General features: G+C 71.9%; 23 protein-coding genes. 12 read left to right on the top strand and 11 right to left on the bottom strand.

Annotation, left to right across the window (positions count from 1 at the left end; genetic code table 11):
* Nucleotides 1–76: 76 nt before the first annotated feature.
* Together OG408_RS11965 and OG408_RS11970 are read right to left on the bottom strand one after the other, a co-directional pair.
* Nucleotides 77–1,276 (bottom strand): lipid-transfer protein, encoded by a 1,200-nt coding sequence (locus tag OG408_RS11965; RefSeq protein WP_285565296.1) that lies wholly within the window; start codon nucleotides 1,274–1,276, stop codon nucleotides 77–79.
* Nucleotides 1,277–1,300: 24 nt separating this feature from the next.
* Nucleotides 1,301–3,484 carry an acyl-CoA dehydrogenase gene (locus OG408_RS11970; RefSeq protein ID WP_326669770.1) on the bottom strand — a complete coding sequence of 728 codons (2,184 nt, stop codon included), beginning with the start codon at nucleotides 3,482–3,484 and terminating at the stop codon, nucleotides 1,301–1,303.
* Nucleotides 3,485–3,746: 262 nt separating this feature from the next.
* On the opposite strand from OG408_RS11970, the gene OG408_RS11975 reads away from it, so the two are divergent.
* Nucleotides 3,747–5,558, top strand: coding sequence for an MFS transporter (locus tag OG408_RS11975; protein ID WP_266778151.1), 1,812 nt, complete (start codon nucleotides 3,747–3,749; stop codon nucleotides 5,556–5,558).
* Here OG408_RS11975 and pepE read toward each other — a convergent pair.
* Nucleotides 5,521–6,249 carry a dipeptidase PepE gene (pepE, locus tag OG408_RS11980; protein ID WP_326669772.1) on the bottom strand — a complete coding sequence of 243 codons (729 nt, stop codon included), beginning with the start codon at nucleotides 6,247–6,249 and terminating at the stop codon, nucleotides 5,521–5,523. The genes OG408_RS11975 and pepE overlap by 38 nt on opposite strands.
* Nucleotides 6,250–6,302: 53 nt before the next feature.
* Nucleotides 6,303–7,136 (bottom strand): IclR family transcriptional regulator, encoded by an 834-nt coding sequence (locus OG408_RS11985; protein WP_266778155.1) that lies wholly within the window; start codon nucleotides 7,134–7,136, stop codon nucleotides 6,303–6,305.
* Between the two features lie 147 nt (nucleotides 7,137–7,283).
* Here OG408_RS11985 and OG408_RS11990 point away from each other — a divergent pair, with 147 nt between their 5' ends.
* From OG408_RS11990 to OG408_RS12020, 7 genes are all read left to right on the top strand, one after another.
* Entirely contained in the window at nucleotides 7,284–8,237 is a 954-nt protein-coding gene (locus OG408_RS11990) for a DUF1177 domain-containing protein (RefSeq protein ID WP_266778157.1), read from the top strand.
* On the top strand, nucleotides 8,237–9,634 hold the full coding sequence (locus tag OG408_RS11995; protein WP_266778159.1) for a cytosine permease: 1,398 nt from the start codon (nucleotides 8,237–8,239) through the stop codon (nucleotides 9,632–9,634). Before OG408_RS11990 ends, OG408_RS11995 begins: the two co-directional genes overlap by 1 nt.
* Nucleotides 9,631–10,956: a M20/M25/M40 family metallo-hydrolase gene (locus OG408_RS12000; protein ID WP_266778161.1), complete on the top strand. Its 1,326-nt coding sequence runs from the start codon at nucleotides 9,631–9,633 to the stop codon at nucleotides 10,954–10,956. Before OG408_RS11995 ends, OG408_RS12000 begins: the two co-directional genes overlap by 4 nt.
* A 205-nt stretch (nucleotides 10,957–11,161) precedes the next feature.
* Complete coding sequence (locus tag OG408_RS12005) at nucleotides 11,162–11,749, top strand: class I SAM-dependent methyltransferase (protein ID WP_266786117.1); 588 nt, start codon at nucleotides 11,162–11,164, stop codon at nucleotides 11,747–11,749.
* Between the two features lie 41 nt (nucleotides 11,750–11,790).
* A complete protein-coding gene (locus OG408_RS12010; RefSeq protein ID WP_326669776.1) occupies nucleotides 11,791–12,720 on the top strand; it encodes an N-acetylmuramoyl-L-alanine amidase in 930 nt (309 codons plus the stop codon).
* A 219-nt stretch (nucleotides 12,721–12,939) separates the two neighbouring features.
* Entirely contained in the window at nucleotides 12,940–13,740 is an 801-nt protein-coding gene (locus OG408_RS12015) for a hypothetical protein (protein ID WP_326669778.1), read from the top strand.
* A 126-nt stretch (nucleotides 13,741–13,866) separates the two neighbouring features.
* Nucleotides 13,867–14,877, top strand: coding sequence for an LLM class F420-dependent oxidoreductase (locus OG408_RS12020; protein ID WP_326669780.1), 1,011 nt, complete (start codon nucleotides 13,867–13,869; stop codon nucleotides 14,875–14,877).
* 9 nt (nucleotides 14,878–14,886) lie between these two features.
* Here OG408_RS12020 and OG408_RS12025 read toward each other — a convergent pair whose 3' ends face one another.
* Nucleotides 14,887–15,801, bottom strand: coding sequence for an NmrA/HSCARG family protein (locus OG408_RS12025; protein ID WP_326669781.1), 915 nt, complete (start codon nucleotides 15,799–15,801; stop codon nucleotides 14,887–14,889).
* A 101-nt stretch (nucleotides 15,802–15,902) separates the two neighbouring features.
* Between OG408_RS12025 and OG408_RS12030 the strand changes: the two genes are divergently transcribed.
* Entirely contained in the window at nucleotides 15,903–16,511 is a 609-nt protein-coding gene (locus OG408_RS12030) for a TetR/AcrR family transcriptional regulator (RefSeq protein ID WP_266778171.1), read from the top strand.
* Between the two features lie 2 nt (nucleotides 16,512–16,513).
* On the opposite strand, the gene OG408_RS12035 is transcribed toward OG408_RS12030, so the two are convergent.
* From OG408_RS12035 to OG408_RS12045, 3 genes are all read right to left on the bottom strand, one after another.
* Nucleotides 16,514–17,560, bottom strand: coding sequence for a PHP domain-containing protein (locus OG408_RS12035; RefSeq protein ID WP_326674520.1), 1,047 nt, complete (start codon nucleotides 17,558–17,560; stop codon nucleotides 16,514–16,516).
* A gap of 87 nt (nucleotides 17,561–17,647) precedes the next feature.
* The gene (locus OG408_RS12040; RefSeq protein WP_326669784.1) at nucleotides 17,648–18,427 is read right to left on the bottom strand and encodes a maleylpyruvate isomerase family mycothiol-dependent enzyme; all 780 of its coding nucleotides are present in this window, start codon (nucleotides 18,425–18,427) and stop codon (nucleotides 17,648–17,650) included.
* A 40-nt stretch (nucleotides 18,428–18,467) separates the two neighbouring features.
* The gene (locus OG408_RS12045) at nucleotides 18,468–19,022 is read right to left on the bottom strand and encodes a hypothetical protein (RefSeq protein ID WP_326669785.1); all 555 of its coding nucleotides are present in this window, start codon (nucleotides 19,020–19,022) and stop codon (nucleotides 18,468–18,470) included.
* A 140-nt stretch (nucleotides 19,023–19,162) separates the two neighbouring features.
* Between OG408_RS12045 and OG408_RS12050 the strand changes: the two genes are divergently transcribed.
* Entirely contained in the window at nucleotides 19,163–19,453 is a 291-nt protein-coding gene (locus OG408_RS12050; protein WP_326669787.1) for a hypothetical protein, read from the top strand.
* Between the two features lie 39 nt (nucleotides 19,454–19,492).
* On the opposite strand, the gene OG408_RS12055 is transcribed toward OG408_RS12050, so the two are convergent.
* From OG408_RS12055 to OG408_RS12065, 3 genes are read right to left on the bottom strand one after another with little or no spacing between them, the layout of a single operon-like run.
* Nucleotides 19,493–20,566, bottom strand: a complete 1,074-nt coding sequence (locus OG408_RS12055) for a prenyltransferase (protein WP_326669789.1) — start codon at nucleotides 20,564–20,566, stop codon at nucleotides 19,493–19,495.
* Nucleotides 20,563–21,309: a class I SAM-dependent methyltransferase gene (locus tag OG408_RS12060; RefSeq protein ID WP_266778189.1), complete on the bottom strand. Its 747-nt coding sequence runs from the start codon at nucleotides 21,307–21,309 to the stop codon at nucleotides 20,563–20,565. The genes OG408_RS12055 and OG408_RS12060 overlap by 4 nt, the downstream gene beginning before the upstream one ends.
* Nucleotides 21,310–21,367: 58 nt before the next feature.
* The gene (locus OG408_RS12065) at nucleotides 21,368–22,708 is read right to left on the bottom strand and encodes a glycosyltransferase family 4 protein (protein WP_285565238.1); all 1,341 of its coding nucleotides are present in this window, start codon (nucleotides 22,706–22,708) and stop codon (nucleotides 21,368–21,370) included.
* 229 nt (nucleotides 22,709–22,937) lie between these two features.
* Between OG408_RS12065 and OG408_RS12070 the strand changes: the two genes are divergently transcribed.
* Together OG408_RS12070 and OG408_RS12075 are read left to right on the top strand one after the other, a co-directional pair.
* Nucleotides 22,938–23,549: a TetR family transcriptional regulator gene (locus OG408_RS12070; RefSeq protein ID WP_266778193.1), complete on the top strand. Its 612-nt coding sequence runs from the start codon at nucleotides 22,938–22,940 to the stop codon at nucleotides 23,547–23,549.
* A 136-nt stretch (nucleotides 23,550–23,685) separates the two neighbouring features.
* Complete coding sequence (locus OG408_RS12075; protein WP_326669794.1) at nucleotides 23,686–24,942, top strand: substrate-binding domain-containing protein; 1,257 nt, start codon at nucleotides 23,686–23,688, stop codon at nucleotides 24,940–24,942.
* Nucleotides 24,943–24,944: the final 2 nt, after the last annotated feature.

Here is a 24,944-nt window from a genome sequence, read left to right on the forward strand (position 1 = left end):
GCCCTGCACCCCGTACATCGGTTTCCGGACCGGACCGGCCTCGGCCCTCGGGCGTAGGACCGTCCTCCGGCCGTTCTCAGCCGCGGCGCAGGAGCGTCACCACCGCGGCCCCGCCGAGCCCGATGTTGTGGGCGAGTGCGGTCCGTGCGTCCGGCACCTGGCGGGCCCCGGCCTCGCCCCGCAGCTGCCAGGTGAGTTCGGCGGCCTGGGCGATGCCGGTGGCGCCGAGCGGATGCCCCTTGGAGATCAGCCCGCCGGACGGATTGACCACCCAGCGGCCGCCGTGGGTGGTGGCGCCGGACTCGACGAGCGCCCCGGACTCGCCCTCGCCGCACAGGCCGAGCGCCTCGTAGGTGAGGAGCTCGTTGATGGAGAAGCAGTCGTGGAGCTCGATGACGTCGAGGTCGGCGGCGGTGAGCCCGGAGGTCTCGTACACCTGGCGGGCCGCCTCCCGGGACATGGGCAGGCCGACCGCGTCGATGCAGGTGCCGGAGGCGAAGGAGGCCTCGGTGTCGGTGGTCATGGCCTGGGCGGCGATCTCGACGGCCCGGTCGCCGAGGCCGCGTTCCTCGACGAAGCGCTCGGAGACGACGACGGCCGCCGCCGCCCCGTCGGAGGTCGGTGAGCACTGGAGCCGGGTCAGCGGGCGGTGGATGGGTTTGGCGGCGAGGACCTCGTCGACGGTGTACGGGTCCTGGAACTGGGCGTACGGGTTGCCCGCCGAGTGGCGGTGGTTCTTGGCGGCGACGGCGGCGAGCTGCGCCTCGGTGGTGCCGTAGCGCTCCATGTGCTCACGGGCGGCGTTGCCGAAGATCTGGGCGGTGGGCGGGGTCATCTCGAAGCCGTGGGCGGCGGCCATGATGCCGTAGTGCCGGGCGACCGGGGACGTCTTGAAGTCGCCCGCGCCGCCGTCGGCCCCGCCGCCGCCGAGCGATCCGCGTGCCATCTTCTCGAAGCCGAGCGCGAGGACGCAGTCGCTGCCGCCGCCCTCGACGAACTGCCGGGCCATCATCAGGGCGGTGGAGCCGGTGGCGCAGTTGTTGTTGACGTTGTAGACGGGTATCCCGGTCAGCCCGAGTTCGTAGACGGCACGCTGTCCGGCGGTGGAGGCCTGGAAGCAGTAGCCGACGGCGGCCTGCCGGATGTCCTCGTACGTGACGGAGGCATCGGTCAGCGCCGCGGTCCCGGCCTCCCTGACCATGTCCCAGTACTGCCAGTCGCGGGTCTCGGGCTTCTCGAACTTCGTCATCCCGACGCCGACGATGTATGCCTTCATGGCCTTGCCAGTCATGGTGTCCTCTCAGTCCCTCGGCAGGCCGAGGATGCGCTCGGCGACGACATTGAGCTGAACCTGGGTGGTGCCGCCCGCGATGGTCAGGCAGCGGGACATCAGGAAGCCGTGCACCGCCCGCTCCCCCGCCCCCTCGCACACCGCCCCGTCCGGGCCGAGCAGTTCCAGGGAGAGTTCGGCGATCTTCTGCTGGTGGACGGTCTGGACGAGCTTGCGTACGGAGGCGCCCGCGCCCGGTTCGAGGCCGGAGACCTGCTGGAGCGTGGTGCGCAGTCCGATGCAGGCCAGCGCGTGGGCCTCGGCGGCGAGTGCGCCGATCCTGGCCCGGCAGGCGCCGTCGAGTCCGGCCGCGCGGTCGATCAGCGCTTCCAGGCCGGTGTCGAAGCTCATCTGGTCGGCCATGTGGACGCGTTCGTTGCCCAGGGTGTTGCGGGCGACCTTCCAGCCGCCGCCGGCCTCGCCGACCAGGGCGTCGTGGGGCAGCAGGACGTCGTCGAAGTACACCTCGTTGAAGAGGGAGTCGCCGGTGATCTCCTTCAGTGGGCGGATGTCGATGCCCTCGGTGTTCTTCATGTCGACGAGGAAGTAGCCGAGCCCCTGGTGCTTGGGGGCGTCCGGGTCGGTCCTGGCGAGCAGGATGCCGTGGTCGGCCCACTGGGCGGCGCTCGTCCACACCTTCTGGCCGTTGATCCGCCAGCCCTCGGGGGTCCGTTCGGCCCGGGTGCGCAGGGAGGCGAGGTCGGATCCGGCGCCGGGTTCGGAGAACAGCTGGCACCACTGGAGGTCGCCGCGCAGGGTGGGCAGCAGGTAGCGGTCCTGCTGGGCGGGGGTCCCGTGGGCGATCAGGGAGGGCACCACCCAGGTGGCGATGGAGAGATCGCTCAGCTTCACGCCCTGCTCGCGCAACTCCTGCTGCACGGCGAGCTGTTGTACGGGTCCGGCGTCCAGTCCGTAGGGCGCGGGCAGATGCGGTGCGGCGTAGCCGGTGGGGGCGAGGGCGCGGCGGGCGTCCCGCGGGCCGAGGCCGCGGGCGGCGGCGACGGCCTCGCGGGCCGCCGCGCGGTGCGAGGCCGCCTGCTCCGGCAGTTCCAGGGCGAGTTCGCGGCGCGCGCCCGCCCCGGCCAGCCGGACGGCGCGCTGCCGGTGCTCGTCCGCGCCGCCCAGCAGCTGGCGCGCCACCAGGGCGCGGCGCAGATACAGATGGGCGTCGTGCTCCCAGGTGAAGCCGATCCCGCCGAGGATCTGGATGGCGTCCTTGGCGCAGCTGTAGGCGGCGTCCAGCGCGGTCGCCGCGGCGAGCGCGGCGGCCAGGCCCCGCACCTCGTCGGGCTGGTGGGGTTCACCGGCCGCACGGGCGGCGTCCCAGGTCAGCGCGCGGGCCTGTTCGACGCGTACGAGCATGTCGGCGCAGAGGTGCTTGACGCCCTGGAACTGTCCGATGGGCCGGCCGAACTGTTCGCGGACCTTGGCGTACTCGGCGGCGGTGTCCAGGCAGCGGGCCGCGGTGCCGCAGGCCTCGGCGGCGAACAGGACGGCGGCGAGGTCGCGGACGAGGCCGGAGCCGGTGCGCAGGACGCGTCCGGCGGGGACCAGGACGCCGTCGGCCCGGACCGCGGCGGTGGGCCGGGTGGGGTCGGCGCCGCGGTGCGGGCGCACGGTCAGTCCCGGTGCGGCGGTGTCGACGGCGTACCAGCGGATGCCGGTGGCCGAGGCGGCCGGGAGCAGGAGCAGGCAGGCCTCGGCGCCGGAGAGGACCGGTGGCGGTTCGCCGTCCAGGAGGTGGCCGTCCTCGTGCTCGACGGCGGTGAGCGATCCGGGCCCGAGGGCGACGGCACCGATGCGGGTCCCGGCCGCCAGGTCGCGTACCAGCGCGTCGGCGCCCGCGGCGTGCAGGACGGCCGAGGCGAGGGCGCTCGGCAGACAGGGGCCCGGGAGTGCGGCGCGGCCTGCCTCCTCAAGGACGACGGCCAGGTCGAGGAGGTCGCCGCCCCCTCCGCCGTACGCCTCGGGCAGATGGATGCCGAGCAGCCCCTGCTCGCCGAGCCCGTCCCAGTACGCGGGGCGTGCGCCGGGGGCGGCGGGGGCTTCCGCGTCGAGGAGTCTGCGGATTTCTCCGGGCGGTACGGCCCGCGCCAGCCATCCCCGTACGGCCTGCGCGAGCTCCCTGTGTTCTTCGGTGATTCCGATGCCCATGCGGATCCTCGCCGGTCGCAGCCACTGGAACGGCGCAAGAGTAGAACACGTTCCAATCTGACGGAAGGTCAGATGAGCACCCAGTTGCGGCCGCGCCGGAAACCGGGCCGGCCGTCTTGACCTGTTCTTGCCTTATTACCGGAATACCTCGGACATCCGGAAGGTTTCACCCTGCACGTACTTGGCGGTCAGTGCTGCCCGCCGCAGGGACCGCGCTCCCGTCCTCTCACCCTCCCTCTCCTGCCGCCCGGAGGCCGCACGCATGCCACAGACGACGCACGAAACGCCCACCGCGGAGCTTCCTGATCCGCGGGCGCCGAAGGCGGGCCGCGGGATCGTTCCCGTGCTCGCCTTCGCGGGCATCACCGTCGCGGTGATGCAGACCCTGCTCGTCCCCGTCATCAAGGACCTGCCCGCCCTTCTGCACACCGACCCGTCGAACGCCACCTGGGTGATGACGGCGACCCTGCTCGCCGGAGCCGTCTCCACCCCGATCATGGGGCGGCTCGGCGATCTGAACGGCAAGCGCAGGATGCTGCTGGCCAGCCTCGCCGTGATGGTGGTCGGCTCGCTGATATGCGCGTTCACCGACGATCTCGTCATCATGATCGTGGGCCGTGCGCTCCAGGGCTTCGCCATGGGCGCCATCCCGCTGGGCATCGGCATCATGCGCGACGAGCTGCCGCGCGAGAAGCTCGGCTCCGCGATGGCGCTGATGAGCTCCTCGATCGGGGTGGGCGGCGGACTCGCGCTGCCCGCCGCCGCGCTGGTCGCCCAGCACACCGACTGGCACACCCTCTTCTTCGGCTCGGCCGGCCTCGGCGTGCTGGCCATGGGGCTGACCGTGCTGACGGTGCCCGAGACCTCGCTCCGGGCCCCCGGACGGTTCGACGTCACCGGGGCGCTCGGCCTCTCGCTCGGCCTGGTCCTCCTGCTGCTGCCGATCACCAAGGGCAGCGACTGGGGCTGGACCTCGGGCACCACCCTCGGACTGATCGCCGCCGCCCTCGTCGTCCTGGTGCTGTGGGGCCTGTTCGAGCTGCGGAGCGACGCACCGCTGGTCGACCTGCGGACCACGGCCCGCCGCGAGGTGCTGCTCACCAACCTCGCCTCGATCATGGTCGGGGTCGCCTTCTACGCCGTCTCGCTGGTCCTGCCGCAGCTGCTCCAGCTGCCGGCGTCGACCGGTTACGGCCTCGGCCAGTCCATGGTGGTCGCCGGCCTGTGCGTGGCCCCGCTCGGCCTGACGATGATGCTCGTCGCCCCGCTGTACGCCCGGATCTCCGCCCGGTACGGCCCCAAGATCACTTTGATGCTCGGCATGCTGGTCATCGCGATCGGCTACGGCGCCGGGCTCGGCCTGATGAGCGCCGCCTGGCAGACCATCGTGATCGCGGTGCTGCTCGGGGCCGGTATCGGACTCGCGTACTCCTCGCTGCCCGCGCTGATCATCGGGGCCGTCGACGCCTCGGAGACGGGCGCGGCCAACGGGCTGAACACCCTGATGCGCTCGATCGGCACCTCGGTGTCGAGTGCGGTGATCGGCATGGTGCTGGCGAACACCTCGGTGCGGATGGGCCCGGTCTCGGTGCCCAGCATGGAGGGCTTCCGGACCTCGTTCATGATCGCGACGGGGGCGGTGCTGGTCGGTCTCGTGCTGGCGGCGTTCCTGCCCTCGCAGCGCTCGGCCGCCTCGCCGGTGCTGCTGGCGAGCAGCGCGGGCGACGACGCCGCGCGCGAGGCGGGGGAACCTCTTCCCCCCGTCCCGCACCCGTACCTCGGTTCCGACGGCTTCCACGGCCGGGTGCTGGAGGCGGACGGGACGCCGGTGGCCGGTGCCAACGTCACCCTGATCGACCGGCACGGCCGGCAGGCCGGGCTCACCACCACGGACGCGGAGGGCCGCTACGCGCTCGCCGCCCCGGGCAGCGGGAGCTTCGTCCTGGCCGGATCGGCCGCCGGATACGCGCCGCGGGCCCGCCCCGCGTCGTACCCGGCGGACGGGCCGCGGAGCGAGACCGATCTGGTGCTGACGCTCAGCGCACCGGAGCGTCGAACCGCGGCGCGGTCGTGAGCAGATGAGAGACGTCCGTCCCCACCGGGAGCTCCTGCGGCTGCGCGCCGCGCGTGAACAGCCTGGCGGGGCGGGCGCCCTGGACCCGGGCCTGACGCCCGTTGACCCGCAGCCATGACCCCTCGCGCAGCCCGAGCACCGGGACGTCGTTCTCCTCCAGGAACTCCCCGAGCCGCTCCTCGCGGGTCTCGCCCTTGTGCGTGCTGTCCGGGTCCGGGTCCAGGTAGTGCGGGTTGATCTGGAACGGGACGAGGCCGAGCGTCTCGAAGGACGGCGGCTGCACGATGGGCATGTCGTTGGTCGTACGGAGCGTGGGCGCCGCCATGTTCGTCCCCGCGCTGGCCCCCATGTACGGGAGGCCCTCGCGCACCGCCTCGGTGACGGCGTCGCGCAGACCGGTCCTGTAGAGCGCGCTCAGCAGCCGGAAGGAGTTGCCACCGCCGATGAACACGGCGTCGGAGGCGGCGAGTTCGGCGACCGGGTCGGCGTTCTCGTGGACCCCGCGGACGGTGATCCCGGCCGGCTCCAGGGCCTCGCGGACGCGTGCGGTGTACGTGGCGTAGTCGGCGAGCGCGTACGGCACGAAGGCCAGCCGGGCGCCGGACGGCAGGAAGGCCGCGACCGTGTCGAGGGCGTGTTCCAGGTAACCGCAGCCGTGCTGGGTGGAGTTGGAGAGCAGGAGCAGATTCACGGGGTTCCTCTTGGGGTTCTCTTCGGGTCAGATCGTGCGGAGCTGTTCCCGGGTCAGGCGGCCCGGGTCCGGCGGGTCTTCGGCTTCGGGCGCTGCGGCGGGTGGGTGAGGCGCCGCTCCAGCATCTCGGCAGCGTGCCGCAGCGCTTCGAGGCGGCTCTCGTGCGCCCCCTCGAACCGTTCCTCGGCGCCGCCCAGGCTGAGGCTTCCGTAGGGTTCGCGGCCGAGGAAGACCGGGACGGCGAGGGTCGCGACGCCGGTGTCGTACTCGCCGACCGTCCAGGCGTACCCCTGGGCCCGGACCTTCAGGAACTCCTGCTCCAGCTGGTCCGGATCGGTGACGGTCCGGTCGGTGAACCGGGCCATCGGGCGCCCCCGGAAGAGCCGGTGGCGCTGCTCGTCCGGCAGGTAGGCGTAGAACGACTTGCTGGTCGCCCCGGCGTGCGCCGGGTAGAGCTCACCGACCAGCGGGTAGTAGCGCAGCGGCCCGGTCTCGCCCTCCTCGGCGGCCACGCACCGCATGTGGAAGCTGTCCGGCAGGCAGAACAGCACGGTGTCGCCGGTGACCCGGCGCAGCTCCTCCAGGACCGGCCCGGCGAGCAGCTCCAGGGAGCCCGAGCGCTCCCAGAGCCTGCCGAGGCGCAGCACGGCGGGGCCGATGCGGTAGCGCCGGGTGGCCGGGTCGGAGACCAGGAAGCCGCGCCCGGCGAGGGTGGCGAGCAGCCGCTGGGCCACCGAGGTGTCCCAGCCGAACTCCTCGGCGACCTCGGTGACGCCCCAGTCGGGTCTGGTCCGCTCGAACGCGAGCAGCACGAGGAGCGCCCGGTCGACGGTTTGCAGGGCCCCGGCGGGGGTGCGCCGGTCCAGATCGAAGTCCGCCATCGTCATCTCACCATTCAGACCTGAATTGCAAATAACGGGAAACAGTTGCGTTCAACGCTATCCGATCCCGAATCTGCTCTCAGCACCCCGTCCGGCGTCCCACTCCCTGCCGGGCGCCGGACGGGTGTGACGGATGCGCGAGAAAGGCCCCCCATGTTGAAGTACGTGCTGGACGTCGTCGGTCTTCTGGACGACCCCCAGGCCAGTGGCAAGACGGTCGTCGAGTACCTCGACTCCGTAGCGGGGGCCGAGGGCTCGTCCGCGGAGGTGGCCACGGTCGCCGGCGAACGGGGCTCGACGGACTTCGTGATGGTCCGCATCCCCGGCTCCCGGGGACGCACCGCCGGAGGCAGCGCCCGCACCCTGGGCGTCGTCGGCCGGCTCGGCGGCATCGGCGCCCGGCCCGAGGTGACCGGCCTGGTCTCCGACGCCGACGGCGCGGTCTCGGCCGTCGCCACCGCCGCCAAGCTGCTCGACATGCGCCGCCGCGGCGATGTGCTGCCCGGCGACGTGATCGTCGCCACCCACATCTGCCCGGACGCGCCGACCGAGCCGCACGACCCGGTGCCGTTCATGGGCTCGCCCGTGGACATCGCCACCATGAACCGCCACGAGGTGACGGACGAGATGGAGGCCGTGCTCTCCATCGACACCACCAAGGGCAACCGGATCATCAACCACAAGGGCCTCGCCCTGTCGCCCACCGTCAAGGAGGGCTGGGTGCTCCGGGTCAGCGAGCAGCTCGGTGAGCTGCTGGCCGTGGTGACGGGTGAGCCGTTGGTCACGTACCCCGTGACGACTCAGGACATCACGCCGTACGGTAACGGGGCACACCACATCAATTCGATCCTCCAGCCCTCCACCGCGACGGCCGCTCCCGTCATCGGTCTGGCCATCACCTCGGCCGCCGCGGTGCCCGGCTGCGGCACCGGCGCGAGTCACGAGACCGACATCGCGTCCGCCGCCCGCTACGCCGTGGAGGTCGCCAAGGCCTACGGCGGCGGCCACCTGGACTTCCACGACGCGGTGGAGTTCGACAACCTCGTCAACCGCTACGGGTCGCTGGCTCACCTGCAGACCTTCGGCCGCACACCCCAGGAGTCCTGATGGCTGCCACCCCACAGGCCGGCGCCGTGGCCCCCGAGGCCAAGAGCATCGGCAGCGACGACTACTCGCTCTCGCGCGTCCCGCGCGACAAGCGCTTCGGTTTCTGGTCGATGCTGCTCCAGTGGCTGGCCCAGTCCGGTTCGATCTCGCAGTTCACGCTCGGCGCCACCATCGGCGTCGGCATGACCTTCGGCAACGCCTTCCTCGCCTTCACGCTCGGCGCGGTGATCCTGGAGATCGTGATCTTCGCGATCGGTCTGGCCGGCATGCGCGAGGGTCTCGCGACCCCGATGCTGACCCGCTGGGTGGGCTTCGGCCGCAACGGCTCCGCGCTGGTCAGCTTCGTCATCGCGGTCAGCCTGGTCGGCTGGTTCGGCGTCCAGAACACGATCTTCGGCAACAGCGTCTCGGCGCTGGTCGGCGGACCGTCCTGGATGTGGTGCGTGCTCGCCGGGATCGCCATCACCGCGCTGGTGATCTTCGGCTTCAAGTACATGGCGAACTTCGCGAAGGTCGTCACCCCGCTGTTCTTCGCGATGGTCGCCTGGTCGGTCGTCAACACGCTCAATGACCACTCCTTCAGCGACCTGATCCACTCGCCGCCGCCCGGCGACACGATCCCGCTGGCCGTCGCCGCCACCGCCATCGCGGGCGGCTACATGACGGGCGCGATCGTCTCCCCGGAGATGACCCGCTACAACCGCAAGGGCTCGCACGTCTTCCTGCAGAGCGCCTCCTCGATGATCCTCTCCGAGTACATCGTCGGCCTGACCGGAGTGCTGCTCGGCCACCTGGTGAAGAGCAACGAGGTCTCGCACATCGTCCTCTCCACCTCCGGCGCCTTCGGCGTGATCGTGGTCCTGATGTCCACCGCGAAGATCAACGACTGGAACCTGTACGGCTCCTCGCTCGGCGTCGTCAACTTCTTCCAGGTCGTCTTCGGCAAGCGCGTCCACCGCGGCGCGGTCACGATCGTCCTCGGCATCGCGGGCACGGTCCTGTCCGCGGTCGGGATCATGACCCACTTCACCGAGTTCCTGACGATCCTCGGCGTCGCCATCCCGCCGATCGGCGGCATCATCGTGGCCGAGTACTGGGTCGTGAAGAAGATGCGCAAGCCGTTGGACGAGACCCGGGAGTCCGAGACCCTGCCGAAGACCTCGCCTACCTGGGTCCCGATGTCGATCGTCATCTGGATCGCGGCGTTCTGCGTCGGCAAGTTCTACGACGGCGGCATCCCGGCCCTGAACTCGCTGGCCACCGCCTTCGTCCTGTACAGCGTCCTCGGCCTGCTGGGCTGGGTGCGGCCGTACGGCACCTCCACCCTGGACGACGAGGGCTCCGAGAACGACTCGGCCCCCGCCGCCCCCGCCACCACCTCCGTGGGAGCAGCATGAGCACCGCCCCCGGCGCACCCCTGGTCCCGGCCTCCGACGAGGCCCAGGCCGAGGTCGTCGACCTCTGCGCCGAACTGATCAGGTTCGACACCTCCAACCCCACCAGCAACGAGCGCGCGAGCGCCGACTGGGTGGTGGGCCGCCTCGCCGAGGTGGGCATCGACTCCGAGCTCGTCGAGTCCGCCCCGGGCCGGGCCAGCGTCATCGCCCGGATCGCGGGCCGCGATCCCGAGCGCGGCGCCCTGATGGTCCACGGCCACCTGGACGTGGTCCCCGCGGACGCCTCCGAGTGGCAGGTGCCGCCGTTCTCCGGCGAGATCCGGGACGGCTACCTGTGGGGCCGCGGCGCGATCGACATGAAGGACACGGTGGCCGTCATGCTGGCCACCGCCCGGCACTTCGCCCGCACCGGTACGCAGCCCTCCCGGGACCTGGTCCTCGCCTTCCTCGCCGACGAGGAGGCGGGCGGCAAGTTCGGCGCCCACTGGCTGGTCGAGCACCGCCCGGAGCTGTTCGCCGGGGTCACCGAGGCGATCGGCGAGGGCGGCGGGTTCTCCTTCGCGATCGACGACACCCGGCGCCTCTACCCGATCGAGAACGCCCAGCGCGGCATGGCCTGGATGGAGCTCACCGCGACCGGCCGGGCCGGCCACGGCTCCTCCCCCAACGACGAGAACGCGGTCACCGACCTCGCCGAGTCGCTGACCCGGATCGGGCGCGAGACCTTCCCGATCCGGCTGATCGAACCGGTCCGCGCCCTGCTGGAGGAGGCCGCCGGTCTCTACGGTGTCGAGTTCGACGAGAACGACATCGAGGGCAGCCTCGCGAAGCTCGGCCCGGTCTCCGACTTCATGCAGGTGGTGCTCCGCAACTCCGCGAACCCCACCATGTTCAACGCCGGCTACCAGACCAACGTGATCCCCGGGAAGGCGACCGCCCGTGTCGACGGCCGCTTCCTGCCCGGCCACGAGCAGGAACTGATCGACACCATCGACAGGCTCCTCCTCCCGTCGGTCACCCGCGAGTGGGTCAACCACGACATCGCGATGGAGACCACGTTCGACGGCCCGCTCGTCGACGCGATGTGCGACGCGGTGCGCGCCGAGGACCCGGACGGCCACCCGGTGCCGTACTGCAACCCCGGCGGCACGGACGCCAAGGCCTTCACCCACCTCGGCATCCGCTGCTTCGGCTTCAAGGGCCTGAAGCTCCCGCACGACCTGGACTACGGCCGCCTCTTCCACGGCGTGGACGAGCGCGTCCCGCTGGAGGGACTGCGCTTCGGCGTCCGCGTCATGACCCGACTCTGGCAGAGCTGCTGACCCCTGCGTCACGGCTCCGCCGGGGGCCTGCCCCGACCCGGGCCCACCCCACCCGTACGCCCCCGCCGGTTCATCCGGCGGGGGCGTACGGCACGATGGCGCCCGTCGAACCGACCGCCGTGCATCCCGTCCCACCAGGAGGAACCCCGTGGCCGCCGAGCCCAAGCCGGAGATTCTCGCCGCGTTCCAGGCCGCCAAGGGCTTCATGCCGGTGGTCGAGGGACTCGCGCTGTACACCGCCGCCACCGATGCGGCCGCGCTCGGACTGCCGCTGCTGGAGGTGGGCACGTACTGCGGACGCTCCACCATCCTGCTCGCCGACGCCGCACGCGCGGCCGGCGTCACGGCGCTCACCGTCGACCACCACCGGGGCAGCGAGGAGCAGCAGCCCGGCTGGGAGTACCACGACCCGACGGTGGTGGACCCCGAGGTGGGCCGGATGGACACCCTGCCCACGTTCCGCCGGACGCTGCACGCGGCCGGCCTGGAGGAGCACGTGGTGGCGCTCGTGGGACGTTCCCCGCAGGTGGCGGCCGTCTGGGGCGGCCCGCTCGGCCTCGTCTTCATCGACGGCGGCCACACCGACGAGCACGCGAACGGCGACTACGAGGGCTGGGCACCGCATGTCGCCGAGGGCGGGCTGCTGGTGATCCACGACGTGTTCCCGGACCCCGCGCACGGCGGCCAGGCCCCGTACCGGGTGTATCTGCGGGCGCTGGCGTCGGGCGCCTTCACCGAGATCTCCGTCACGGACTCGCTGCGGGTGCTGCGCCGTACCGGGCCGGGGTTCTGAGGCCCCCGGACACCGCGCGGACTCCCGGATAGCATCGCCGGGTGCGTCACGACGAGAGTGCTCCCCCCACCCCACACCGCCCGTCCCTGCCCGCCGCCGCGGTGCTGACCGTCCTGTGCCTGGGCCTCGCCGGCTGCGGCGCGGACGGCGGCGGCACCGCGCAGGCACAGCCCGGGAAGGGCGGCGACACGGCCCCGTCCTCGGCGGCCGCGTCCACACCCGCCGCCCCGGCCTCCCCGTCGCCGTCGCGCACCGGCCCGTCCCCGTCGAAGAGGCCCACCGCACCCGCGGCGTCCGGCCCGCTGTCCGGCAGGACGGTCGTCATCGACCCGGGGCACAACCCGGACAACCACCTGCACACCGCCGAGATCAACCGCCAGGTGGACATCGGCACCACGCACAAGGAGTGCGACACCACCGGCACCTCCACCAACTCCGGTTACGCGGAGGCCCGGTTCACCCTCGATGTGTCGCACCGGCTGCGTACGCTGCTCCAGGCCCAGGGGGCGAAGGTGCTCCTGACGTACGACGACGACCGGCCGTTCGGGCCGTGCGTCGACGAGCGGGCCCGGATCGGCAACAAGGCCGGGGCGGACGCGGTCGTCTCGGTCCACGCGGACGGATCGGCGGCCGGGAACCGCGGCTTCCATGTGATTCTTCCCGCATCGGTGCGCGGCGGCGGCGCGGACACCTCGAAGATCGTGGGCCCGTCGCGCGAACTGGGCACCCGCATCGCCGGACTCTTCGTACGCGCTACCGGAAGTGCGCCTTCCAATTACATCGGCGGCAATACCGGCTTGGACACCCGCAAGGATCTCGGCGGACTGAATTTGTCGACCGTCCCCAAAGTCTTCATCGAATGCGGCAATATGCGTGATCCGAAGGACGCCGCCCTGCTCACCAGCGCGGGCTGGCGTCAGAAGGCGGCCCAGGGCATCGCGGACGGCATCAGCAGCTACCTGAACGGGTAGTAAGAGGTGGTTCTGCGATGAATTCGGGAGGATGCTCGTCCAACGTCCGGGCAGGAACACAACCCGCCCGGGCAGACGATAGATTCATCCGTACGATGGGGGGCCGCTCCCGAGCTTCGCGCCGTACCCGCCGTACCGGTGGCAGCGACAAACGCCCCGACGAGACGACCGACTAAGGACCTTCACGTGAATATCCGCTCCCTCACTCGAGGCGATGGCGTGGTGATCGGAGCAGCGGTCGTGCTGTTCATCGCCTCTTTCCTCGACTACTTCGACTACGGAAGCACCAGCGTCGACGCGCCGAACTCCTGGGACTCCCTGGGCAACGGGATCGGCGTCTACATGGTCGGGGTGATCGGCGCGGCACTGATCGTGCTCTCCCGCTCGCAGCCCCAGCCGCGCAAGGTCCTGGGTCTCGACCTCGCCGCGTTCGGTGTCGCCGCCACGGTCTTCACGGCGTGGAACATGTTCTGGACCATCATCGACCTCGGCCAGATCGACGCCGGTGCCGGACTGATCCTCGGCCTGATCGCCTCCCTGGCCCTGGCCTTCGGCGCGGTCGCCTCCCCGCTGATCCCGGCGCTCAAGGCCCCGCTCGCGGGCGCCCCGAAGCCGCAGGCCGTGCAGCCGCCGTACGGTGGCCAGCCGCAGCCGGGCCAGGGCTACGGCTACCCGGGCGCCCAGCAGCCCCCCTACGGCGCTCAGCCGCAGGCCCAGGCTCCGTCGTACGGCGGCCAGCCGCAGCCCGGTCAGCCCGGTCAGCAGGGCCAGCCCGAGCCGCAGCAGGCACAGGCCCCCGCCCAGCAGGCCGCGCCCGCAGGGGACTTCACCCCGTTCTGGTTCGCCGTGCCGGTGGCCCGTCCGCTGTACGGCGAGGACGGTTCGCCGGCCCCGATCGCCGAACTGGCGCCGGGCACCTGGTATCTCGCGGTCGAGCAGCGCGGTCCGGGCCTCATCGCCCAGACGCAGGACGGCCGTCGCGGAGTCCTCCAGGACACGACGGGCATCCAGCGCGGCTGAGACGCCGGCGCCACGGCGCACGCACCACCGACAGCGGCCCCCCGCCCCTTCCGGGCGGGGGGCCGCTGTCGTACCCTCCCTCCCACCACACCTGACGCACCGTCAAACTCCTTGGGAGGCAGCGACATGCGGCTCGGACTCGCTCTCGGATACTGGGGCCGCGGCCCGAACCCGGCCCACCTGGACCTCGCCCGCGAGGCGGAGGACCTCGGCTACTCCTCGGTGTGGACGGCGGAGGCCTGGGGCTCGGACGCCTTCACCCCGCTGACGTGGATCGCCGCCCACACCTCCCGTATCAAACTGGGCACCGCCATCGCCCAGATGGCGGCCCGCACCCCGACCGCGACCGCGATGCACGCCCTGACCCTCGACCACCTCTCCGGCGGCCGGATGATGCTCGGCCTGGGCCTGTCCGGCCCCCAGGTCGTGGAGGGCTGGTACGGGCGCCCGTTCCCCCGCAGCCCCCTCACCGCGACCCGCGAGTACGTCGACGTGGTCCGCCAGGTCCTGCGCCGCGAGGCGCCCGTGGAGTTGGACGGCCGGTTCCACTCCCACCCGTACAACGGCCCGGACGCCACCGGCCTCGGCAAACCGCTCAAACCGATCACCCATCCCCTCCGCGCGGACCTCCCGGTGCTGCTCGGCGCCGAAGGCCCGAAGAACATCGCCCAGACCACCCGGATCGCGGACGGCTGGCTCCCGCTGTACTGGTCACCGCTGCGCACCGACGTGTACGAGGCCTCGCTGAGCGGCCTCCCCGAGGGGTTCATGATCGCGCCGATGGCCCGCGCGCACGTCTGTGACGACGTCGCGGAGGGCCTGCTGCCGGTGAAGGCGATGCTCGGCTTCTACATCGGCGGCATGGGCGCCGCGGCCCGCAACTTCCATGCGGACCTGATGGCACGGATGGGGTTCGAGGAGGAGGCGCGCCACATTCAGCAACTGTTCCTGGAGGGACGGAAGGAGGAAGCGGTGCTGGCCGTACCGGACGCCTTCGCCGACGAGATCTCCCTGGTCGGCCCGAGGGAACGGATCGCGGAACGGCTGGAGTTGTGGCGCAAGGGCCCGGTGACGGACCTCTTGGTGACGGCGCCGGACCCGCATACGTTGCGGGTACTGGCGGAGCTCAACCACTAGAGCGCGCCCCTAGCCGGACACGGGCGCCACCTGCTCATCCGCCCACGCGGCGAAGGTGGTGAGCGGGATGCCCAACTTCCGGGCGAACGCGGGCCGGGCGGGCTGGAGGACCACGTTGTTCCACTCGTGTCCGGCACCCCACGCCGGCATGCCCGCGGCAAGGGCCTCCGCCACGCTCATGGAGGGCGCGGTCACGGGCACTCCCCAGGCGGCGGACAGGGTCTGCGCGATCTGCTCCATCGTGCGCAGGTCACCGGCGAGTTCCAGTTCGACCTGATGGAACCGGTCGGGGTCCCGGAGCGCGTGCGCCGCGGCCGTACCGATGTCCCGCACGGCCACGAGGGCCAGTTCGGTGTCCGGCTTCAGTACCGTCAGCAGTCCGCCGCGGGGCCCCTCGGGCGCCAGCATGGGCAGGTTCTCCATGAAGAAGGCGGGCTTGATCACCGTCCAGCGGGCAAATCCCGCACCACGCACGGCCTCCATGATCGCCTGCTTGGTCTGGAAGTAGTCGGCCATCGCCGCCCAGCGGCCCTCGGCCCAACCGGCGACCTGGGTGTGCTCACCGACGCCACTGGTCGAGGACTGCACGAACTGCCGCACCCCTGCGGCCTTCGCCGCGTCCACCAGGTTGGTGGCCTGGGCGAGTTCGCCGGCGAAGTCCACGCTGGTCTCGGTCATCGGCGGCATCTGCACCGAGAACACCGCGCGGACCCCCTCGACCGCCGGACCGAGGGAGGCGCGGTCGGAGAGATCCGCCCGCACCAGTTCGGCACCCAGGGCCTCGATCGCCCGGGCGGGCTTCGACGACGGATCGCGCACGAGCGCGCGTACGGGCACCTCGGCGGCCAGAAGGGCACGAGCCGTGGCCCCGCCTTGCTGGCCGGTGGCGCCGGTGACCAGGACGATATCGCTGCTGCTGGGCATGGTGGCTGCTCCTCGCGGACCGGAGATTGAAAACGGCGGGGTCCGCCGTTTTACCTACGGCTAAGATATGGCGGGGCCCGCCATTTAGCAATGAGGAGATCATGACCGGTCAGCGCTCGGACGCCCGCCGCAACTACCAGCGCATCCTCGCCGTCGCCGAGGCCGAGGTCGCCGCGCACGGCGCGGAGGCGTCCCAGGAGCAGATCGCCCGCACTGCGGGCGTCGGTTCGGCGACCGTGCGCCGCCACTTCCCCACCCGCCGCGCCCTGCTCGAAGCGGTCTTCCAGGAGCGCATCGAGGGCCTGTGCGAACGCGCCCACCGGCTGAGCACGACCGAGGACGGCCGCACCGCACTCCTGGAGTGGCTCCACGCCTTCGTCCAGTACGCGGTCTCAGCGCGCGGATTCGCCCACATCCTCAGCTACGAGCCCCCCACGGAGGAGCCCTCCCCGAGCAGCTGCGGCAGCAGAATCGAGGTGGCCGGAACTCCCCTGCTCCAGCGGGCCATTCGCGAGAAGGCAGTCGCCCCGCACGTCACCTTCCACGACCTGCTGACCCTCGCCGTAGGAATCGCCCTGGCCACCGAGCACCACAAGGACCCCGCCACCCAGGCCGACCGTCTCTTCCACCTCGCCGTGGAGGGGCTCAGCCCTGAGCGGGGCGGGGGCGGGGTGCGCGGCTCATCCGGCGTCGCCGGTGACAACTCCTGAGCTCAAGACCCCGCCCCCGCACCCCCCGGAACCCGTCCCTCCCGCGTCCAGCCGAGGAGTTCGTCAGCCGTCCAGGTGTTGACGACCCTCTCCGGCGGCACCCCGCACTCCTCGGCGCGGGCGCAACCGTGGATCTGCCAGTCCAGCTGGCCGGGTGCGTGCGCGTCGGTGTCGACGGCGAACAGGGTGCCCGCGTCCACGGCCCGGCGCAGCAGCCGCCGGGGCGGGTCCAGCCGTTCGGGGCGGCTGTTGATCTCGACCGCCGTGCCCGCCTCCGCGCAGGCGGCGAAGACCTCGTCCGCGTCGAACCGCGACTCCGGGCGGCCCCGGCCGGTGATCAGGCGGCCGGTGCAGTGGCCGAGGATGTTCGCCTGCGGGTGGCGTACGGCGGCGACGAGCCGCCGGGTCATCGGGGCGGGGTCCATCCGCAGCTTGGAGTGGACGGAGACCACCACGAGGTCCAGCTGCTCCAGCAGCTCGTCCTCCTGGTCGAGGGAGCCGTCGAGGAGGATGTCGCACTCGATACCGGTGAGCAGCCTGAACGGCGCCCAGCGCTCGTTGAGTTCGGCCACCACGGCGAGCTGTTCGCGCAGCCGCTCGGGAGAGAGGCCGTTCGCGACCGTCAGCCGGGGCGAGTGGTCGGTGAGCACCGCCCAGTCGTGGCCGAGGGCGGCGGCCGTGCGGCCCATCTCCTCGATGGTGCTGCCGCCGTCCGACCAGTCGGAGTGCAGATGGCAGTCGCCGCGCAGCAGCGCGAGCAGTGCCTCGCCGCCCTCGGCGAGCGGCCCGCTCTCCGCGGTCTCGGTCTCCAGCCGCTCCAGGTAGGCGGGCGTCTCCCCGGCCACCGCCTCGCGGATGACCTGGGCGGTCCTGGGACCGATGCCCTTGACCCGCTCCAGCGAGCCGTTCGTCACCCGCCGCACGGCCTCGCCGTCGTCCATCGCCGCCACCGTGCGGGCGGCGGTACGGAAGGCCTGGACGCGGTAGGTGTCGCCCCCGCCGCGCTCCAGCAGGAAAGCGATCCGCTCCAGGGCCCGGACCGGGTCCATCGGCACCTCCTGGCGGGACGGGACGGGCTGCCCGTCCAGCTTGGCCCAGCCACGCCCGGCCCGCACACCGGCCGCCCCCGCCGCCCCTCACCCGAACGACGACCGCGCCAGCCAGAAGTCCAGCAGTTCCGCGTCGCCCAGCACCTCGACCCGGTCGCTGTCAGGGGCGAGGCGGCGGTTGAAGACCAGCATCAGGTCGGTGAGCGGGCCCCGCAGCGCCGCCGTCGCCTTGCCGTGCGCGTGGCGCCAGGTGAAGCCGTCCTCGCCGAACTCGATGAGCCACTCGGCGTCCGGGACGTCGGTGGCGTGAAGGTGGATGGAGCGGCCGCCCCCGCGCAGCTCCAGCGCCTCCGGATCGCCCTCCGCCTGGGCGCCGGCGACGATGTCGAGCCATTCGTCGATCGTGTCCGCGGCCAGCTCGGGCGCCATCGTGTACGGCACCTTCGCGGTCAGTGCCGCGTCCGCCAGGTGGACGACCGTCTCCAGCGCCATGCGCCGCGCCCAGAAGCCCGCGCTCCGGTCCCGCTCGTACCAGGACCAGGCACTCACAGCCGGGCCCGCCTGCCGCAGCACCTCGGCGGTCCCGGCCGCCCCCTCCGCCAGCCAGGCGTCGAGCACTGCGGGGTCGTCGCCGTCGGGTGTGAAGTCCGGTACCTGCTCCTCACCGAGCTCCTCGGTGGCCCGGGTGCGGACGATCTCGCCGGCCCAGCGCTGGGCGCCGCCGAGGTGGACGGCCAGTTCGCGCAGCGTCCAGTCCGGGCAGGTCGGGACGGTCGCGTCGAGGTCGGCGCCGCTGATCGCGGTCCTCAACGTGTCCGTCAGCAGGACGATTTCGTCGCAGTAGCGCTCATGCGCGAGAGGGGGCATGCCCGCACCCTAGTGCGGACATGCCCCGGCCCACCCATGGTTATCCGCCCAGCTGGGAGGTCGACGGCACCTTGTCCTTCACCTCGGCGCCCGCGCTCTTGCCGGCGTCCTTGATGCTGTTGATGACGCTCTCGAACGCGCCGACGTCGCCCGCACCCGCCTCACCCTTGCGGAGCTTGGTGGCCATGCTCTTGAGGGATTCGATGCCCGCGGTCAGCGGGGCGACGGCCTTCGCCAGCAGCGGGTCGCCCTTGGCGTTGACCGTGGCGGCCTTGAGCCGGTTGTAGGCGAAGCCGCCCGCGAGGCCCGCCTTGACGAGCGCGAAGGTCCGCCCGTCCGCGCCCTTCTTGAACTTCCCGGCACGGTACGGCTTGATGATCCACTGGTACGAGGCGCCCGCCGCGAGCCCCGCGTTGGCGACGAAGCGCGTCTTGGCGAACTTCTGCGCCTGGGCCGACGACGTCCCGGTGGGCGACGCGGAGCTGCTCGTACCGCTGTTGTCGTCGTCGCCCCCGCACGCGGTGGTGCTCACCAGCACGGAGCAGGACAGCAACAGCGCCACGAGGAGTCGGCGGAGCGGTACGGAACGGGGCACGGCGGGCCTCCCTGACCGGGGACATCACGGCGGGTGCCGGGGGCCGGCACTCCTCCGCAAGGCTGGCTCCGCCGGGACCGCCCCGCCACCCGGGTCCGCCGTCCGGGTTTCGTACGGCGGAAAACGGCAATCCGCAGTCCATGTCTTACAGACGAGGCAACGGAAGCAGTACCGCCGCACGTGTCATAGCCGTGGTGGCCGACATCATGGCTTTCATCATCATCCTGTGGATTTTGATGTACTTGCTCGACGCCAACCGGGGCAACGACCTCGTCGAGTTCGTGCGGCAAACCGCACGCTGGCTCGCGGGCTGGTCGTACGACCTGTTCACGTTCGACAAGGCGTGGGCCAACGTGGTCGCCGGTTACGGACTCGCAGCCGTCGTGTACCTGTTCATCGGGCACGCGGTCGCAGGCCGCATCCGACGCTGAGGCCGACGGGACCCGCCTGGGCTTCCCGGCGGCACCCGCTCAGCCGCAGCAGTCGGGCTCAAGTCCCTTCGGCAGCCTCTCCCCGCTGAAGACCGCGGTGGTCGCCTCGTCCCCCCCGAGGGCGGCCACCGCGAGCAGGAGCGAACCGGCGGTCCACGCCGTGTGCTCCTCGGGCCAGAACGCCCGGTTGCCCTCGAAGACGTAGCCCGTCCAGTACATGCCGCCATCGGCCCGCAGGTGCTGGACGGACTGCAGGATCTCCAGGGCCCGGTCGGACTCGCCCATCACCCACAGGGCGAGGGCGAGTTCGCAGCTCTCACCGCCGGTCACCCACGGGTTGGGCAGCACGCAGCGCACTCCGAGGCCCGGGACGACGAAACGCTCCCAGCCCTCGTCGATCCGCTGCGTGGCCGCCGCTCCCGTGAGCGCGCCGCCGAGCACCGGGTAGTACCAGTCCATCGAGTAGTGGCTCTTGTCGAGGAAGCGCTCCGGGTGGCTGCGGATCGCGTGACCCAGCGCCCCCGTCGCCAGCTCCCAGTCGGGCTGCGGCTCCTCGCGGGACTCGGCGAGGGCCAGCGCGCAGCGCAGCGCCTGGTGGATGGAGGAGGAGCCGGTCAGCAGCGCGTCCGTCACCGGGGTGCCGTCGGCCTCCCGCTTCCAGCCGATCTGGCCGCCGGGCTGCTGGAGCTTCAGGACGAACTCGACGGCGGCGAACACCGTCGGCCACATCCGGTCGACGAACGCGTCGTCACCGGTGGCGAGGTAGTGGTGCCAGACGCCGACGGCCACGTAGGCGCAGAAGTTGGTCTCCAGGCCGCGGTCGGTCGGCTGCTTCGGGTCGCCGTCGTGGTAGGCCGCGTACCAGGAACCGTCCTCGTTCTGGTTGCGGGCGAGCCACTCGTAGGCGCGTTCGGCGGCGGTGTGCTCACCGGCCGCGTCCAGCGCCATGGCCGCCTCGGTGTGGTCCCAGGGGTCGAGGTGGTGGCCGCGGAACCACGGGATCGCACCGTCGTCGCACTGCACGGCGAGCACCGCGGCGACGGTCTCGGCGGCCTCCCCCGCGGTGAGGACTCCGGGCAGGACGAGGTGTTCGGTCCGCTCGGGAAGTGTCACGCCCCGGCCTCGGCCGTCACGGTGGAGGGCAGGTGCGGCTTGGTCGCGTACGCCACGAAGCTCTTGCCGACGACCGGGTTGAGCAGCTGCTCGGCGACCCGGGTCGCCATGGGCTTCTTCATGATGTCCCAGACGAGCAGCTTGTGGTACGCCCGCACCGGCAGGGCCTTGTCGTTGTCGACGCCGAAGGCGCACTTGAGCCACCAGTAGGGGGCGTGCAGCGCGTGCGCGTGGTGGGTGCCGTACGGCTTGAGGCCGGCGCCGCGCATCTTGCCCAGCAGTTCGTCGGCCTTGTAGATGCGGATGTGGCCGCCCTCGACCTCGTGGTACGCGTCGGAGAGCGTCCAGCAGACCTTCTCGGGGCCGTACCGCGGCACGGTGACCGCGATCCGGCCGCCGGGCTTCAGGACCCGGACCATCTCGGCGAGCACGCCCTTGTCGTCGGGGATGTGTTCCATGACCTCGGAGATGATCACGACGTCGAAGGACTCGTCGGGGAACGGCAGGTTGAGCGCGTCACCCTCCATCGCGGTGGCGGTGGCGCCCTCGGGGGCCTCGCCCTCCTCCTTCATCGCGGCGAACCACTTCGCGACCTCGCGGATCTCCTCGCCGTTCTGGTCGAGAGCCACCACCTGGGCACCGCGCCGGTAGCACTCGAAGGCGTGGCGTCCGGCGCCGCAGCCCAGGTCGAGCACTCGGTCGCCTGCGGCGAGCGGGAAGCGGGTGAAGTCCACGGTCAGCACGAATGCCTGCTTTCGCGGTCGAGGGGTCGGAGGGTGAAGGTGCGGGTGGGACGCGGTGTCACCGTCGGCCGCCGGGGCCGGTGGCGGCGCGGGCGGCGATCGCCTCCCGGTAGAGGGCGGCGGTGCCGATCGCGGCCTGCTTCCAGGTGAACCGGGCGAGGACCCGTTCGCGTCCGGCGGCCCCGAGCCGCGCGCGCAGCTCCGGATCGCCGAGCAGCCGGCCGAGCGCGTCGGCCAGGGCGCCCGCGTCTGCGGGCGGCACGGCCAGACAGGTCTCGCCGTCCGGCCCGGCGACCTCCGGGATCGCGCCGCCGGTGGTGGCGACGAGCGGGGTGCCGGTGGCCATCGCCTCGGCGGCGGGCAGCGAGAAGCCCTCGTAGAGGGAGGGGACGCAGGCGATCTGGGCGCCGCGGACGAGGTCGACGAGTTCGGCGTCGCTGATGCCCTTGACGAACTCGACGGCGTCCCCGAGCCCGTGCCGTTCGATGGCCTGGGCGACGGGTCCGTCCTCGGCGCGGCGGCCGACGACCACGAGGTGGGCCGCGGGGTTGTCGGTGCGGAGCTTGGCGAGCGCCTCGACGAGGTGGACGAGGCCCTTGAGCGGGACGTCGGCGCTGGAGGTGGTGACGATCCGGCCGGGCACCTCTGCAACGGCGGGGTCGGGCGACCACAGGTCGGTGTCGGCGCCGATGTGCACGACGTGGACGCGGCGGGGGTCCACCCCGAGGTGGTCGACGATCTCCTGCTTGGAGGAGCCGGAGACGGTGAGCACGGACGACAGCCTGCGGGCGACGCGCTTCTGCATGCGGGTGAAGGCGTACCAGCGGCGGACGGAGGCGCGGCGGCGGCGGTTCGGGGCCGCGTCCAGGTCGAGCTTCCGGTCGACGGTGATGGGGTGGTGGATCGTGGTGACGAGGGGGGCGCCGAGGTCGGCGAGGAGCCCGTAGCCGAGCGTCTGGTTGTCGTGGATGACGTCGAACTCGCCGCTGCGGGCGGCGAGATGGCGCCGGGCCCGCAGGCTGAAGGTGAGCGGTTCGGGGAAGCCGCCGGTCCACATGGTGGCGACCTCGGTGGCGTCGATCCAGTCCCGGAACTCGCCACGCTTCGGGGTACGGAACGGGTCGGGCTGCCGGTAGAGGTCCAGGCTGGGCAGTTCGGTGAGCGGGACGCCCTCGTCGAGCACGGGGTAGGGCTGGGCGCCGATCACCTCGACGCTGTGGCCGAGCCGGGCGAGCTCGCGGGCGAGGTGGCGTACGTAGACGCCCTGGCCGCCGCAGAAGGGGTTGCCCTTGTAGGTGAGGAGGGCGATGCGCAGGGGCCGGTCACCGGCGGCGTCGGCGCCTGTGTCCGACGTGGCGGCGCCCGCACGGGGGCCCGACTCTATGGCCTCAGCGGTCACACTCGGCCCCCTTCTCGCTGCGTGTTCGCCGGAGCGTAACCGCTCACGCTAATCTAGAACAAGTTTCAGACTGGATCGTTCAACCAGCTATGAATCTACCGGCAGGTAGCAACGGTTCCACGGCCGGATCAGGTGATTCGCGCCACGGCACACACCCTGGCATGCTGTGCGCCGCCGGACCCGGCCGCGCGCCCTCGCGGACGCGGACAGAAGCCTCGGGATGGGACACATGACAGCGGAAGCCAGACCGGCATCGCCGCCCCTGACGGAACGCCAGGAGGCACGCCGCCGCCGCATCCTGCACGCCAGCGCCCAGCTCGCCAGCAGGGGCGGCTTCGAGGCCGTGCAGATGCGCGAGGTGGCGGAGGCCGCAGGGGTGGCTCTGGGCACCCTTTACCGCTACTTCCCGTCCAAGGTCCACCTCCTGGTAGCCACCATGCAGGACCAGCTCCAGCACATGCACGGGACGCTCCGCAAGCGCCCCCCGGCCGGTGAGAACGCGGCGGACCGGGTGGCCGACACCCTGATGCGGGCCTTCCGCGCGATGCAGCGCGAACCGCATCTGGCGGACGCCATGGTGCGCGCGCTGACCTTCGCGGACCGCAGCGTGAGCCCCGAGGTGGACACCGTCTCGCGGCTCACCACGGCGATCATCCTGGACGCGATGGGGCTCGACCGTCCGACGCCCGAGCAGCTCTCGGCCGTTCGGGTCATCGAGCACACCTGGCACTCGGCCCTGATCACCTGGCTGTCGGGCCGGGCCTCGATCGCGCAGGTGAAGATAGACATCGAGACGGTGTGCCGGCTGATCGACCTGACCGCGGAGAAGCCCGCCGGCTGAGTCCCCCGGGCTCCTGCCCATGTACGGCACCCACATGGGCCCCGGGTCAGGTGGGGTGCCCTGCACCATATCGACGACGGCACGGTGTTCATACGGTTCGGCGACATCACAGGAACACGCCGAGGAGCCGGTCACCATGCGTCGCAGAGCCAGCAGATCAAGCAGATCCCGCACCCACGTCCGCACCCTCGCCGTCCTGGCCGCAGCCGGTCTGCTGCTGACCGGCTGCACCGCCGCCGGGAAGGCGGGCCAGTCCGATGCCGGCGCCGGCGGGTCCGGGAAGGCCGGTGGGACCGCCGCCGTGAAGGTGGGCCTGGTCTACTCCCGCACCGGGCTGCTCGCGGACTACGGCAAGCAGTACCGCGACGGCTTCATGGCGGGCCTGGACTACGCGACGAAGGGCACCGGGAAGGTCGCCGGCCACCGCATCGAGGTCACCGAGCAGGACGACGCGGGCGACCCCGGCAAGGCGGTCTCCGCGGCGAAGAACCTGATCGGCAAGGGGTACAAGGTGCTGGCCGGCACCACCGACTCCGGCGTCGCGCTCCAGATGGCGCCCCTGGCCGCGCAGAACAAGGTGCTGTACGTCAGCGGCCCGGCGGCCACCGACGCGGTGACCGGCATCAACGGCTACACCTTCCGTTCGGGCCGGCAGTCCTACCAGGACATCCTCACGGCGGGCGCGATGCTCGGCGACGCCGAGGGCAAGAAGGTCACGGTCCTCGCCCAGGACTCCACGTTCGGCCAGGCCAACGTCGCCGCGGTGAAGGCGGTGCTCGGCGCGAAGGGCGCGAAGGTCGGTTCCGTGCTGGCACCGCCGAGCGCGACGGACCTGACGCCGTTCGCCCGGCAGGTCAAGGCGGGCGGGCCGGACCTGGTCTTCGTCGCCTGGGCCGGTTCCACCGCCCCCGCGCTGTGGACGGCACTGGACCAGCAGGGTGTGCTGGGCGCGGGCAAGGTCGTCACCGGCCTCGCCGGAACCGCCTCGTACCCGGTCTTCGGGGCGGCCGGGTCCAAGGTGTCGTTCCTGGCGCACTACTTCCCGGGCGCGGGCGGCGGCAACGCCGTGGAGAAGGCGATGCTCGACTCGGTCACGAAGGCGGGCGGCACGCCCGACCTGTTCACCCCGGACGGCTTCACCGCGGCCCAGATGATCGTGCACGCCGTGGCCGAGGGCAGCGCCACCGACCCGGCCGCGATGGTGAAGGCCCTGGAGGGCTGGACCTTCGACGGCGTCAAGGGCAAGGCGCAGGTGCGGGCCGAGGACCACGCGCTGGTGCAGCCGATGTTCGTGGCCCGGCTGACCGGCAAGGGGGCCGCCCTGAAGCCGGAGCTGCTGGACACCGAGCCGATGGACACCGTGGCACCGCCCGTGAAGCCCTCGGCGGGCTGAAC

Origin of the sequence: Streptomyces sp. NBC_01257 (assembly GCF_035917255.1) — a bacterium.
In the GTDB taxonomy this organism is placed as follows: Bacteria; Actinomycetota; Actinomycetes; order Streptomycetales; family Streptomycetaceae; genus Streptomyces.